The 14134-nt window shown below is 66.3% G+C and carries 8 protein-coding genes and 1 tRNA gene; 5 read left to right on the top strand and 4 right to left on the bottom strand.

Annotated features, from left to right (window positions below; all coding sequences use genetic code 11):
- Positions 1–31: 31 nt before the first annotated feature.
- The 3 genes from trpS to WFH23_RS13660 all read right to left on the bottom strand — a co-directional run bounded on the left by trpS (position 32) and on the right by WFH23_RS13660 (position 2952).
- Positions 32–1039 carry a tryptophan--tRNA ligase gene (gene trpS / locus WFH23_RS13670; protein WP_090152850.1) on the bottom strand — a complete coding sequence of 336 codons (1008 nt, stop codon included), beginning with the start codon at positions 1037–1039 and terminating at the stop codon, positions 32–34.
- Positions 1040–1132: 93 nt separating this feature from the next.
- Positions 1133–1990: an exodeoxyribonuclease III gene (locus tag WFH23_RS13665; protein WP_336662940.1), complete on the bottom strand. Its 858-nt coding sequence runs from the start codon at positions 1988–1990 to the stop codon at positions 1133–1135.
- Between the two features lie 83 nt (positions 1991–2073).
- Positions 2074–2952: an exodeoxyribonuclease III gene (locus WFH23_RS13660; RefSeq protein WP_090152843.1), complete on the bottom strand. Its 879-nt coding sequence runs from the start codon at positions 2950–2952 to the stop codon at positions 2074–2076.
- A gap of 95 nt (positions 2953–3047) precedes the next feature.
- Here WFH23_RS13660 and WFH23_RS13655 point away from each other — a divergent pair, with 95 nt between their 5' ends.
- From WFH23_RS13655 to WFH23_RS13640, 4 genes are all read left to right on the top strand, one after another.
- Entirely contained in the window at positions 3048–5732 is a 2685-nt protein-coding gene (locus WFH23_RS13655) for a LuxR C-terminal-related transcriptional regulator (RefSeq protein ID WP_336662939.1), read from the top strand.
- Between the two features lie 114 nt (positions 5733–5846).
- Positions 5847–7457 (top strand): hypothetical protein, encoded by a 1611-nt coding sequence (locus WFH23_RS13650; RefSeq protein ID WP_336662938.1) that lies wholly within the window; start codon positions 5847–5849, stop codon positions 7455–7457.
- A gap of 167 nt (positions 7458–7624) precedes the next feature.
- Positions 7625–8956, top strand: a complete 1332-nt coding sequence (locus WFH23_RS13645) for an LCP family protein (protein ID WP_336662937.1) — start codon at positions 7625–7627, stop codon at positions 8954–8956.
- Between the two features lie 61 nt (positions 8957–9017).
- A tRNA-Ser gene (locus WFH23_RS13640) sits at positions 9018–9108 on the top strand.
- Positions 9109–10436: 1328 nt separating this feature from the next.
- On the opposite strand, the gene WFH23_RS13635 is transcribed toward WFH23_RS13640, so the two are convergent.
- Complete coding sequence (locus WFH23_RS13635) at positions 10437–11705, bottom strand: MFS transporter (RefSeq protein ID WP_336662936.1); 1269 nt, start codon at positions 11703–11705, stop codon at positions 10437–10439.
- Positions 11706–11973: 268 nt separating this feature from the next.
- Between WFH23_RS13635 and WFH23_RS13630 the strand changes: the two genes are divergently transcribed.
- Positions 11974–14134, top strand: a 2161-nt coding sequence (locus WFH23_RS13630; protein WP_336662935.1) for an isopeptide-forming domain-containing fimbrial protein, incomplete at its 3' end; no start/stop codon positions are given.

Genomic DNA, 14134 nt, shown 5'->3' with positions numbered 1-14134 from the left:
GGCTCAGTCTAAAGAGCGGACTGCGAGGCGGCTAGCGAATGAGGCCGATGCGTTCGTAGACGAGGTCGAGGGTGCGATTCGCCACTTCATCGGCCCGTTCCGCAGCGCGACCGAGCAACCGGTCGAGCTCAGCCGGGTCGGCGAGCAACTCCTCGGTGCGCGTGCGCACGGGCGCGAGGCTCTCCTCCACGACCTCGACGAGGCCCTTCTTGAGGTCGCCGTAGCCGCGGCCTGCGTACTCCTGCTCGAGTGACGCGATCGGGCGGCCGCTCAGCACCGAGTAGATCGTCAGCAGATTCGCGACGCCCGGCTTCGCCTCGCGGTCGAAACGGATCTCGCCATCGGCGTCGGTCACCGCTCGCATGATCTTCTTCTTCGTGACGTTCGCGGGGTCGAGCACCTTGATGAGGCCCGCCTCCGACTCCGCCGATTTCGACATCTTGGCGGTGGGCTCCTGCAGGTCGTAGATCTTCGCGGTGCCCTTCGGGATCTGGGCCTCGGGAACCACGAACGTGTCGCCGAATCGCGAATTGAAGCGGTTCGCGAGATCGCGCGTGAGCTCGACGTGCTGGCGCTGATCTTCACCGACGGGCACGCTCTCGGCCTGGTACAGCAGGATGTCGGCGGCCATCAGCACGGGGTACGTGAACAACCCGACCGAGGCGGCGTCGGCGCCGTTCTTCTGCGACTTGTCCTTGAACTGCGTCATGCGGCTGGCCTCGCCGAACCCGGTCACCGTGTTCAGCACCCAGGCGAGCTCCGCGTGCGCCGAGACCTGCGACTGCACGAACAGCGTCGATTTCTCCGGGTCGATGCCGGCGGCGATGTACTGGGCCGCGGTGCGTCGGGTGCGGGCGATCAGCTCTGCCGGGTCCTGGGGGACCGTGATGGCGTGCAGGTTCACGACGCAGAAGAACGCGTCGAAGTCCTCCTGCATCTGGGTCCACTGGCTCAGCGCGCCGATGTAGTTGCCGAGCTGGAGCGAATCGCTCGAGGGCTGCATGCCGGAGAAGAGGACGGGCTTGGAGTGTGCACTCATGGGAGTTCCTTGCGGGAGATGCTGCGAAGCGTGGGTGGGGATGGAAGAGGCGCGTGCCAGGGCCGGATCGGCCGGAGGTGCTCGCGCCGCGCGTCAGACGCGGTAGTCGACGACGACTGCTGCGTGATCCGACCATCGCGCGTCGTACGACGCGGCGCGATCGACCGTGTACGACTCGACGCGCTCGGCGAGCGCCGGCGTGACGACCTGGTAGTCGATGCGCCAGCCCGTGTCGTTGTCGAACGCCTGCCCGCGGTTCGACCACCAGGTGTACGGCCCATCGACCTCGCCGTGGAAGCGGCGCCCCACATCGACCCAGCCGTAGCCGACGCCGTCGGTGCCGTCGACGCCGACGACGGGCTCGCCCGCAGCGCCGAAGAAGCGGTCGAAGTAGGCGCGCTCTCGGGGGAGGAAGCCGGCGCGCTTCACGTTGCCCTTCCAGTTCTTGATGTCGAGTTCGCGGTGCCCGACATTGAAATCGCCCACGATCGCGACGAGTTCGCGCTCTGCCGCGAGTTCGTGCATGCGCTGCCCCATCGCGTTGAGGAAGGCCCACTTCGCCTCCTGGCGCGGGGTCTCCACCTCGCCGGAGTGCGTGTAGTTGCTGACCACCGTGAGGGGGGTGCCGCCGAGATCGAAGTCGGCCTCGAGCCACCGACCCGACGACTGGATCTGCTCCTGAGCGGCGAGCGCCCCGAGTCCGACGCGGTGCGCGGTCGCAGGCACGCGGCTCGCGATCGCGACTCCGGCGCGGCCCTTGATCTGGCAGGGGTCGTGGATGAAGTGCCATTCGTCGCCGAGGAGCTCTGTCAGGTGGGCATCGTCCGCCCGTACTTCTTGCAGCGCGAGCACATCGACACCGCGGGCATCGAGCCACTCGCCCATGCCCTTCCGGAATGCGGCCCGGATGCCGTTGACGTTGACGGATGCGACGCGCAAGGTTTCAGCCATACCCGCCAGTCTACGTCGGGAGCGCCGGCAGCATCGAGAGCCGCCGGTATTCGACCCGGCCGGGCCGTGAGGCGCCGAACGCGTCAGAACACCATCGGGCGGTCGTCGTCGTCGTCGAAGGTGCCGCCGAGCAGATCGACGTCGATGTCGCAGACGACCGGAACGTGGTCGCTGGGCGCATCGCCCTTGCGTTCGTCGCGTTCGATCGACGCGCCGGTCACGGCGTCGGCGAACGCGGGCGATCCCATGATGAAGTCGATGCGCATGCCCTGGTTCTTCGGGAACTTGCCGGCCTGATAGTCCCAGAAGGTGTAGCCCTCCGGCACGATCGGGCGCACGACGTCGGTGAGGAGCGTTTCGAAGGAGGCGAACATGGAGCGCTCCTCCGGGGAGACGTGCGTGGAGGCTCCCGGACGGAACGAGGGATCGGCCATGTCCGTCTCGAGCGGCGCGATGTTCCAATCGCCCATGAGTGCGAGCGGCAGCTGCGGATCCTCATCGAGCCAGGCGCGCGTGTCTTCGCGGAGCGCCTCGAGCCACGCCAGCTTGTAGGCGAAGTGCGGATCGTCGAGCGAGCGGCCGTTGGGCACGTAGAGACTCCACAGGCGCAGGTCGCCCACCGTGACACCCAGCGCACGGGCCTCGTGCGGCAGCTCGTTCGGGCCGAAGCCCTGCACGGCCTCCTGGCCCTTCACCGGCTTGCCGAACCCGGGCATTCCGTCGAACTCTCGCGCCACGTCCGTCATCTCGTGACGGCTCGCGATCGCCACGCCGTTCCACTGGTTGAGCCCGTGGATCTCGACCGAGTAGCCGGCCTGCTCGAACGCGGCGATCGGAAACTGCTCGGGGCGGCACTTGATCTCCTGCATCGCCAGCACGTCGATGTCTTCTCGCACGAGCCAGTCGACCACGCGGCCGAAACGAGTGCGGATCGAATTGACGTTCCAGGTGGCGATGCGCATGCGAATCAGCCTACCGCTGGGCGCTTGCGCAACTCCGCTTCCCGAGTCAGACTCTGGGCAAGGCCCGCGAGGATTCGGGGCGCGGAGGGAGCGTCATGGCGGCGCGGGGGCAGGGCGGTCCGGTCGGGGAGCGCATCGCGGTTCCACGACGCAGGCTCCGAGACGTCGTCGAGACCGCGCGCGCCGAAGGGTCGGTCACGCTGCTGCTCGGAGAAGCGGGGAACGGCAAGGGATACCTCGCGGAACAGGCCGCGCTGGCGCTCGCCCACGAGCATCCGGGCGTCGTCTCGGTGCACGTGCTGCCGCGGCCCCCGCGCCCTGCGAGCGGCATCGCCTCCGTTTTCGCCGCGGATGCGTCTCAGTCTGCGGGGGAGCACGCGCTCGGAGACGCCTCGCCCGCCGACCGAGTCGAAGAGGTGCGCGCCACCATCGGGCGCGCGGATCCGGCGGCGCCCGTGATCCTCGTCGCTCCTGACATCGACGAGTACTCCCCGCAGGATCTGCGCATCCTCACCGAACTCGCGCGCACCCGCGCGTTGCGCATCATCGCCACCGCGCGTCAGCTGTCGAGTGCGATCGAGCGCGTGGGCAGCGGGCCGCAGGTGCGTCGCCTCACCGTCGGACCCCTCGACCTCGAAGAGAGCGCTCTGTTTCTCTGCACCATGCTCGGCGTCGACCGCATCGACCCCGATACGCTCCGCCGGTGGCACACGGTCTCGGGCGGCAACGGGTACGCGCTCGCGGTGCTCGCGCTCGCCGCAGACCGGAGCGGGGAGCTCCGCCGCAGCCACGGCACGGCGTGGGCGGCACGGCTGCACGACGTCGTGACGGGGGAGTACGCCCACCTGCTCGCCGACTCGTGCACCGACGAGGAATGGCGGGCGCTGGAGTTCATCGCGCAGGCGGAGCCCATCATCGAGACGGCGCTGCTGCGCAGCGTCGATGCGGGCGCGCTCACGGCGCTCTTCGAACGCGGCCTCGTCGTCACGCAGTCGCGCTCGGGAACCCCCTCGCTCACGCTCGGGCATCCATTGCTCGCCGCATCGTTGCGGGCAGGCATATCGCCGGTGCGACGCATCGAACTCGACGACCGCATCTTCACCCTGCTCGATGAGGATCGCGCTGGCGTCGACCCGGTGCTCGACACCGAGCGACTCATCCGGCTCGTCGTGTTCGGCACGGCCGCGGGCCGGAACGTGCCGTTCGCCTGGATCTGGCGCGCATTCGAATCCATGGCCACGGGCGGCGACCCGCGTCTGCTGCTGCGTCTCGCGCGCGTCATCGCCGCGCACACGGATGCCGACGGGGCGCAGGCCGGAAGCGCTGCGCTTCGAGCCGTGCGCATCGCTCGGCTGCTCGGCGACGAACCCTCCCGACGCGGCACGCTCGACCGCATCGAGGAACTGCTCGACGACGCCCAGCGCCGCGATGAGATGCCCGCGACGCTGGAGATCGGGCTCGCGACCACCGTCGCACGGGAACGGGTGCGAGACGGCGGCGATCTGGACGCCGTGCTCCGCGATCTCGACGCGCTCGAAGTGCGAGCGTCGAACGACGCCGCCATGGCGATGCTCGGGAGCACCCGCGTGCACGTGCTCGCCTACACCGGCCGACTGCGCGAGGCGGCGGACGCATGCCCGCCGCTCGAACTCTCGCCGGATCTCGGCATCGAGTGGGCCAGATCCCCCGGTCGTGCGATGGCCTCCCTCATCCTGGAACAGCGCGGCGCGTTCGAGGACGCCGTGGCGAGCGCCGAGCATGCGCAGGCGCTGAGCCGCCTCGGGCCTCGTTCTCGGAGCGATCTGGTCGACATCCACGGTTTCTGCACCTTGCTGGGCTACTGGGTCAGCGGCAGCCGCGAGAGCGCGCGGCGCGTGTACGAGGAGCTCTCCGGTCAAGCGTCGGCAGATGCGCACGCGGAAGCGCACTACTCCGGGCTCGTCGAGGTCGGTGCGATGCTGCTCGCGGTGCAGGAGGGGCGATGGACCGAGGCGGCCGCGAGCGGTGATCGACTGGCGGATCGCCTCGGCGCGAGCGACCCGTACTCCCTCGCGCCGCTCGTTCAGGCCGCCATCGCACTGGCTCTCGCGGTGCTGGGGGAACGCGACCCCGCACTGCGCGCGCTCGCCGCATCGGAGTCGCCGGAACGCGGGGTAGCGATGGCGCTCAGCGGACACCGACGGATGCTCGCGCTCCGCGCCCGACAATGGCTGCGGGATCCGAACGCGGTCACCGGCGCGGCCGACATCGCCGAGTGGGCTGCGCAGGAGCACCTGCCGTACATCGAACTGCTCGCACGGCACGCGCGCGCATTCGAGTCCCGCAGTGCGACATCCGATGAACTCGAGCATGCGCGGCACCTGGCGTCCCGTGTCGATGGTCCCCTCGGGGCGGCGCTCGTCTTCCACATGCAGCGGCTCGCTCGCGCGGACGGGGCCGGATCAGCGGCCGGAGGCGGTACTCGCTCACGAGCGGGCACCGCTGCCGAGCAGCAATCCGCCGGGCAGGACGAACCCGAGATCCGGTTGCTCGCAGATCTCGGAGTCTGGCTTCCGCTCCCCCCAGCCGGTGGGTTGACGCCCCGCGAACGCGAAGTCGTGCTGCTCGTTGCGCTCGGATACTCGAGCCGATTCATCGCCGAGCGACTCTCCATCTCCGCCCGCACCGTCGAGACGCATCTCTCGCACGCCTTCGGCAAGATCGGGGTCGAGAACCGCGATGAACTGCGCGAGTGGGTGGCACGGAATCGCTCCGTGATGGCGCCCGCGAAAAGTACGTAATTCCCCCGGATCCGCCCCGGAAATCGCGCACGTAGCCTGCGATCAGGTTGACCGAAGTCGCGCGGCCCGGGGGAATTCTCAAGTGCCATGCGCACCTGAGAAGCGAGACGAATCATGCATACATCGATTCGGGGCAACGGCGATGGAGCCGCACCCCGTCTGCAACGCAGTCGCTGGTTGATTGCTCTCGTCGGCGCCGTTGCGCTGACGCTCGGCCCCGGTATCGGCGCTGCCGTCGCGGCAGAACCGCTCTCCCCGGTCGACGGCACCGTCGAGGTTTCCGCCGCCGATGCCGGCGCGGTGACGGAGCCGGAACCACAGATCGCGCAGCCCGCCGCGGTACCCGTTCCAGAGCCGGTGGTGGAGCCTGTGGTGGAGCCTGTCGTCGAGCCGGTGGTCGAGCCCGTGGTGGAGCCGGTGGTCGAGCCCGTCGTTGAGCCGGTGGTCGAGCCCGTCGTCGAGCCGGTGGTGGAGCCGGTCGTCGAGCCGGTCGTCGAGCCGGTGGTGGAACCCGTGGTCGAACCTGCCGCAGAGCCGGTCGCACCCTCGGCGGCACCCGAGCCCGCTCCAGCGGAGGACGCCAAGACGAAGACCGGCAACGGCAGCGAGAACCCGCATAACAAGGTCACGCTGTGCCACGCCACCGGCTCGGAGAAGAACCCGTACGTCTCCCACACCGTGAACGCGAACGGCACGGCCAGCGGACACATCGGCCACCAGGGCGGCCGCGACATCATCCCCCCGTTCACCTACAACGAGCACGGCTCGGAGATGTCATACGGCGGCCAGAACTGGGATGCAGCAGGTCAAGCGATCTGGGCGAACGGCTGCAAGCCGGTCGATCCTGATCCCGACCCCGGTTCGCCCGTGCTCACCATCGATCCCATTGCCTGCGTCGCAATCGATGCCCCGCTGCCCGAGACCGTCGCCGTCACGGTCTCCGGCCTCACCGAAGCCGGCAGCTGGACGCTGACCGTGACCGGTGAAGCCAACGGGAGCAGCTCGGTCGACGTGACCGGGAACGGCGTGTACGCGGTTCCCGTCAGCGGTGTCGGCAGCTACTCCGTCACCATCGGGAACGGCGACACCGTCGCCGGTTCAGCGAGCTTCGTCATTGCTCGGTGCCCCGACCCGCGCGGAACAGATAAGCCTGTCATCGAGGTGCCGGACCTCGCCTGCGTCGAGGTCGACGCGGAGCTGCCGGGCACGATCTCAGTGATCGTCAGCGGACTCGTCCCGCCGGAGGACGGCGCAGCACTGGCCGACGAGGGCGGGTACCTCCTGCAGATCAGCGGCGGATCGGGTGAGACAGCCTCTGTGCCGGTGGACGGAAACGGAAGCTACGCACTGCCGCTCAGCGGAACAGGAACCTACACCGTGGAACTGCTGAGGGGCGGCATGACCGTCGCTTCGGGCTCCGTGGTCCTCGAGCGGTGCGAGCCGGTGACTCCGGTGACCCCGCCGGAGCCGCCTGCACCGCCTGCACCGCCTGCGCCGCCTGCACCACCGGCCGTGCCGGTCGAGCCGAGCCTCGTCCAGCCACCGACCGTCCCGTCGATGACGCATCAGCCCGCACCCGCGGCGCCGATGCACGTGACGCAGCAGCAGCCGTTGCTCGCAGTGACGGGAGCGTCCGGTGACGCCGCCCTGCTGGGAGCGGCAGCCCTCGCGCTGATCGTCGGGAGTGGGCTGATGGTATCGCTGACGCGTACTCGTCGCTCGTAGTCGCGACACGACGCACTGGAGGCATCGGGGATCTCCCCCGATGCCTCCAGTGCGTCGTGCACCGGCATGCTCAGCTGAGTTTCCAAGGGCACACCCAGTGCCACCATGTACATTGAATCGTTATGTCGGGCGCGATCAGCGCTGCCCGCGCGATCCTGGGAAGCTGAATGACACAGAAACCTGCTGGAGCACTCGAACGGCACTCGTTCGTGCGACATGGCAAGCTCCGTCGTTCGAGCGCATGGGGCAACGCGCTCCGCGTGCTGCTCACCACCGCAATCGTCGTGGTGCTCAGCGGTGTCGCGACCGTCTCGTACGCCGTCTGGGGCCTGGTGCAAGACATCGACACGGTCGAGCTCGGCAACGAGTCGACCGCTGTGGGCGTGGGCGATGCCACGATCGACGGGCCCCTCACGATTCTGCTCGTCGGCTCCGATTCACGGGCCGGCCAGGAGATCGACGACGGCGAAGAGGGCGAGCTCAACGACGTCACGATGATGCTGCATGTGTCTGCCGACCACAAGAATGCGACGGTCGTCAGCTTCCCGCGAGACCTCATGCTGCCGATTCCGAGCTGCCCCGGACCGAACGGCGAACCCGACTACTTCTCGGCGATGAGCGAGCAGCAGCTCAACTCGACCCTCGCAAACGGAGGATTGCCCTGCGTCGCCGAGACGGTGTCTGAACTCACCGGCATGGAGATTCCGAACGCTGCGCTGATCACGTTCGACGGCGTCATCGGCGTCTCGAACGCGATCGGCGGCGTCGAGGTCTGCCTTGCGCAGCCGATCGTCGACGAGCACACCGATCTCGACCTCCCCGCCGGTGAGAACACTCTCGTGGGGCTCGAGGCGCTGCAGTTCTTGCGCACCCGCCACGGCGTCGGCAACGGCGGCGATACCAGTCGCATCAGCAACCAGCAGGTCTTCATGTCTGCGCTCGTGCAGAAGATGAAGAGCGCCGACACGCTCTCCGATCCGGTGAAGGTGTACGGGCTCGCGAAGGCTGCGGTCGAGAACATGACCATGTCGAAGAACATGGCGAGCGTGCAGTTCATGCAGCAGGTCGCGAACACGGTGAAAGACATCGACCTGCAGAACATCAACTTCGTGCAGTACCCATCGTTCGACCACCCCTACGAGTCGGGCCGGCTCACGCCCGACTACACGAGCGGTAACGCGCTGTTCGAGGTCATCAAGAGCGGCCAGCCGTTCGCGGTGAACGGCGTCGGTGAAGGCGTCGAGGTCGAAGGGGCCGACGACGGCACCGTACCCGAGACGGGAGCCGAGACTCCGGCGACGGAAGAGGCGCCCGCGATCGACCCGAATACGGGCGAGCCGATCCCGGACCCGGCGGTCGAGGACCCGGCTGCTGACCCGGCTGCTGAACCGACGGACCCGGCGACAGGGGGCGGCGCGGGGGAGACCCCGCTGCCCGACAACGTGACCGGCGTGCAGGCGGACAAGTCGGTCTGCTCCCTCGGTCGCACCGCGTACTGAGCCCGATCGATTTCCACCGCGCCCGTTCATTCGGGTAGAGTGGATGACGTTGTTCGTGTATGGAGACGTGCCAGAGCGGCCGAATGGACTTCACTGCTAATGAAGGGTCGGGGTTAACTCGACCGGGGGTTCAAATCCCCCCGTCTCCGCCAATTGAACAACACACAGAACCCCCGAACGCCCTGAGAGATCAGCGGAGTTCGGGGGTTCTTTTGTTTTGCCTGCGAGCTTCTGGCAACAAACTGGCAACACCTTGCGCCGTGGTCGCCGCATCAACCCAATCCGTGAGCGCTTCCAGGTCATTGTCAAATGGGTCAGGGCACACGTCGCTGTCGCTGTCGCTGTCGCAGAAGCGTGTCCGAGCGAGCAGGATTTCGAATTTTCCTAGGTGTAGCTCTTTGGGTCGTCGTGAACGCGTAGCTCGATAAGGAAGACCTCCGCCGGGGTTACTGCGGTCAAGACCGAGAGCGAGGCGTGTTAGTTGTCTCGCGTATTCCGCGCAGCGCGCGGCGCACGTGATAGACCCGCCTGGTCAAAGGTCGAACGAAGCTACTGTCAGAGAATCCTCGGGCGTCGGCCAGAACGACGGTCGAAATGTGCGCGGACCGTGAAGTGAGCCCTAGCGGCGTCAGCCATGTCTTGATTGATGATCCACGGCTGATACTTAGGGTGGTCGGGATACCTTGAACGAAGAAATCTCCGCACCCTCTCTCCAGGGTGTCGACCATTTTTATGACCAAGCTCAAGAGCGAGAATTTCAGGACTCATCGGGTAGACCACGATCGCACCTCCGTTGGCGTACGTTGTACCTGCATCCTGCATCCTGCATCCTGCATCCTGCATCCTGCATCCTGTGGTGCGGCTCTCCGGCCAAAATAAACGAAGCCAAAGGGTGAATGCGGCAAGTGTCAGTTCATTCTCGTTCCAGCATGATGTAATCGGCTTCTCAGCGAGGCTGATATGCGTGGATTCCTCATCGCAGGCGTCGGATCCATGTCTCGCTCGACGACCTCTGTGCGGGATCGCCGGAGCATCGAGTTCGAAACGACTTCTGGCCTCTTGCCCAAATGCTGGCGCACTTTAGTGCAAGAACTTGGCATGCGCGACGGCTGCACAAGTCCCCTGTGGCAAACCGACTAGTGGAGCCACGCGACTTTCGCAACGCAGAGCCGGTGAGTGACCTGGCATGCCGGGTCGGTGTGAAACACGAGAGCCACGTAGACGGCCGTCAATACCATGCTGATCGACACCAACACACCAAACAACTTCTTCACGTTCGTCCTTCACTGAGTTGAGCGCGCGACGTGCGTCTGGAAGGGCCAGCGCAGGCCGACTCTTGAGTTGACGGGCTATACGCACCGATTGTTTCCGACGAAGCCTTCAGCAGCATACGGTCTCACGGTCGGTCATAAGCGTGCCAACGAATGAAGCTCCGGATGGGAACGCGCACGGGTATCCGCTGCACTGACCCCCATGACGCTCAAGAGCGAGCCCGCTGAAGTCGTGAAGGAATTGCCGGCGCCGTTCGAGTGAGCACTCTCCGCAGAAAAGCCATAGGGATGAGCGCAATGAGCGCGATGAGCGCAGCCGTGAGGTAGAGCGTGCCGTAGTTGTCAGAGACTCCAGCGAGTGGACCTGGACCTGCGGAGGCGAGTATTGTCACGGCAATGGCCGGAGCGATCGCTTGGGGGAGGGTCTCCGCGATGTTCAGCATGCCGAGATGGCTTCCTGCAGATCCACGCGGAACCGTGCGGAGTGCGAGCGCGAGGTCGACCGCGAAGAAGCCTCCGAGTGAGAGCCCGCCGACCGCTGCTGCGATCCATAGATGTGCCTCGCTCGCTGCTGTCGCTCGCAGTACGCCCGCGAGGGCGAGTCCGCAGGCCGCAGCGACGAGGTACGGCCCATAACTGCCGCGTCTCCCCGCGGTGAATCCGACGACTACCGCTGCGATCACGATTCCCGTTCCGCCGATGAAAGTATTGATTGCGACTATGGGCGTCGCTTCTTCGGGCGACCGGCTGACCCTGAGCATGACGAAGTACAGGGTGAAGGAGGTGACGAGCGAGAAGGCGAGCTGCATGAGAAATCGCTGCAGCCAGATCCACATGAACTGGCTGTTGTGCACGATTCGCCGCAGTTCACGCGCGGCGCCGCGGGGAAGAGGGGAACGCATGTCACGTGTCAGCGGCGGATCAGAGACGACCGTGCAGCAGATAGTGACCACTATCACGGCCACGACGGGCATCGCGAGGATGATCACATCGAGCCTCGTGGGAATGATGGCGGCGAGTAGCAGGGGTGGAAGGGTGCCGAGAAACGCTGCTGCGCCGAATACGCCCGAAACCGAGGATCGCTGCCGCTCGTCGACCTGGTCGCCGATCAGCCCGGCTACTGCGGCGAGAGAAGCGTTGTAGCCGGTTTGCGCGATGATCCAGGCGGTCATGAGTGCTGCTACTGATTCGGCGGTGAGCACGAGCGCGCTCCCACCGAGGCCGACGACAACGCCGCCGATCAACCAGGGGCGGCGCTTGCCAAAGCGACCCGAGGTCAAGTCCGAGATGATGCCGAATAGTGGATTCGCCACGATCGCCGTCACAGCACCGCACGTGATGACGAACGCGAGCGTAGCGGTGCGAGTGTCGTCGGTGACGAGCCGCTCCACGAGCATCGGCAGACCTATGACGGCAGGCCCGGTGAGTGAGCCGAGCACGACGAGATTGATGACGGCGAAGACCACCACATTTCGCACGTCGCGCTCCCCGAGATCTACGCTGCTCCTGTCACTCGTCGTCGCGAGCTGAACACGATGTAGCTTACGACACGCGGCATTTTCCGACAGGGTGAATCTTGACGTGAAAAGGGTGAAATCGCTGCGTCTGCGTGCCTCCCTTCGGGGCTTCACACTTCTCAATTCCCCCGATGAGCGCGCATAAAGTGCCTCTTCCTGGTGCACGAATCGTCGTTGCTACGGTCGCCGAGGGCTGGGTTACGTCTTGCCCGCCGAAGCCAGGGAGCGTATGAAGAGCATGAGTAAGAGATTAAGTAGCGCGGTGAAACGGTGGGGTGCCCTCATCGCCTCTGCCGCCGTGGTCGCCACTTCGCTGGTAACCGCAGGCGCGGGCTCGTCCCCCGCCGCAGCGGCGCAGTTCGCCTGTGATGCGAGCACGATCTACACGCAGAACGCAGCGGGCCAGATCCGTTCGGTTGATGTCTCGGCGGGCAGCGGCGGGCTCGGCGCCGTTCACGCTTCAGGCCAGCGCGCGAACGCCCTCGGCATCTCCGGCGACGGCAACCTCGCATTCACGCTTGACAATAGCAATGGGAGCGGCGGAGCGAACAAGCAGCTCGCAATCTACGATGCCGCCACGGAACAGACCGAGACCAAAGCGCTCGGCGATCCGAACGTGCCCGGCGTGCTCATCCGCGGCGCCGTCAGCCCGACCACCGGTATCTACTACTACTCCGGCAGCTCCGCGAACTCCTACCTGGGCGCCTACAATCCGGAGACGGGCCAGGCCATCGGCCAGGTGGGTGTACTGGCCACCGGAGTGGACGGCAACGGTGACTTCGCATTCGGTGCCAACGGCGAACTCTACGTGCTCGCGGAGCGCGACATCTTCGTCGTCCAGCCAGAGAACGTGCCCACTGCCGCGAGCACGGACGACGTCCCCCTGACTCGAGTCACGCAGCTTCCCGCAGGTACGCAGGGCAATGGCATCGCGTTCGGTGCGAACGGCAAGTTGTTCGTGTCCCAGAGCACCTCGATCAGCGAGGTCGACCTTGCATCGGGGCAGATGACGCGAACGATCCCCACACCCGGTTTCTCGAACACCGACATGTCGAGCTGCTCCTTCCCGAACACGCTCACGGTGCAGAAGAACATCGTCGACCGCTTCGACGAGGGCGATCAGTTCACGCTCGACATCGACGGCGACACGATTGATGAGAACCACGCGGCGACCACCACCGGTTCGAGCAACGGCCTGCAGACTGCGATCGCCGGCCCGGTGTTCGTGGAGAGCGGCAGCAGCTACACGGTGTCCGAAATCGGAGCCGGCGGTGCAGACCTTGCGAATTACAACTCGTCTGCGGTCTGCGTCGATTCTTCGGGCTCGCCAGTGGCCACGACAGGAACGGGTCCATCGTGGAGCGTCGTCTTCCCGACGGTGGAGCGCGGCGAGAATGTGATCTGCACGATCACCAATGACGCGGTCGAGCCCGCTGTCCCAGGGCTCGAGTTGCGCAAGACCTCGGACCCGGCGAGCGGCGCTGCTGTCGAGCCAGGCGATACGATCACCTACACGGTGGAGGCCGAGAACACCGGAGAAACGGTGCTCGACCCGGTCGAGGTCGCCGATGATCTCTCCCAGGTGTTCGAGTATGCGACGTATCAGGACGACGTGACTACGGTCATCGACGGTACCGAGATCACTTCGGATCCCGCGACGATCTCAGACGACGATCTCGCCTGGAGCGGCGCACTCGAGCCCGGCCAGACCTTGGCCATCACCTACTCGGTCGTCGTCAACGACGGTGTCGAGGGGGAGCAGCTGGAGAACCGCGTGACGGCCTCCGGCACCCCGCCGGGGCCGGGCGATCCGCTCGTACCCCCAGCGGTCGTGACCGAGCATCCGGTCGCGGGCTTTGACATCTCGAAGTCTGCGGATCCCGCATCAGGCACCGTCGTGGAGCCCGGTGACACGATCACGTACACCGTCACCGGCAGCAATACGGGAGCAACGCTCCTCGATCCGGTGAGCATCTCCGATGACCTCTCAGAGGTACTCGCGAACGCCACCTACAACGGTGATGCGCTGGCGAGCGTCGGCGATGTGACGATCACGGGTACCGAACTGAACTGGAGCGGAACCCTCGAAGCGGGCGCCGCGGTCGAGATCACCTACTCGGTGACGGTCGCCGAAGACGCTTCCAGCGTCGTGCTCAACAACGTGGCAAGCGGATCAGCGACGCCTCTGACTCAGAACCCCGCCGATCCCGAGGGGCCCATGGTGCCGGGCACGCCCATTGTGCCTGCTCCCGTTGAGACGGTGCATCCCGTGCTCGCCTCCGGGTTCGCGGTGTCGAAGTCCGCTGATCCTGCATCGGGTGCCGCGGTGAATGCCGGTGATACGGTGACGTACACGGTGACGGCTGAGAACACGGGTGATACCGTGCTCG

Source organism: Leucobacter sp. USHLN154 (genome assembly GCF_037145595.1).
GTDB classification, from domain to species: domain Bacteria; phylum Actinomycetota; class Actinomycetes; order Actinomycetales; family Microbacteriaceae; genus Leucobacter; species Leucobacter alluvii.
This window is presented reverse-complemented; position numbering and strand designations above follow the sequence as displayed.

What these genes read in the sequence shown, in the direction of transcription:
- WFH23_RS13665 (WP_336662940.1), bottom strand. Translation starts at nt 1,990, where the DNA reads ATGGCTGAAACCTTGCGCGTCGCATCCGTCAACGTCAACGGCATCCGG.
- WFH23_RS13660 (WP_090152843.1), bottom strand. Translation starts at nt 2,952, where the DNA reads ATGCGCATCGCCACCTGGAACGTCAATTCGATCCGCACTCGTTTCGGC.
- WFH23_RS13655 (WP_336662939.1), top strand. Translation starts at nt 3,048, where the DNA reads ATGGCGGCGCGGGGGCAGGGCGGTCCGGTCGGGGAGCGCATCGCGGTT.
- WFH23_RS13650 (WP_336662938.1), top strand. Translation starts at nt 5,847, where the DNA reads ATGCATACATCGATTCGGGGCAACGGCGATGGAGCCGCACCCCGTCTG.
- trpS (WP_090152850.1), bottom strand. Translation starts at nt 1,039, where the DNA reads ATGAGTGCACACTCCAAGCCCGTCCTCTTCTCCGGCATGCAGCCCTCG.
- WFH23_RS13645 (WP_336662937.1), top strand. Translation starts at nt 7,625, where the DNA reads ATGACACAGAAACCTGCTGGAGCACTCGAACGGCACTCGTTCGTGCGA.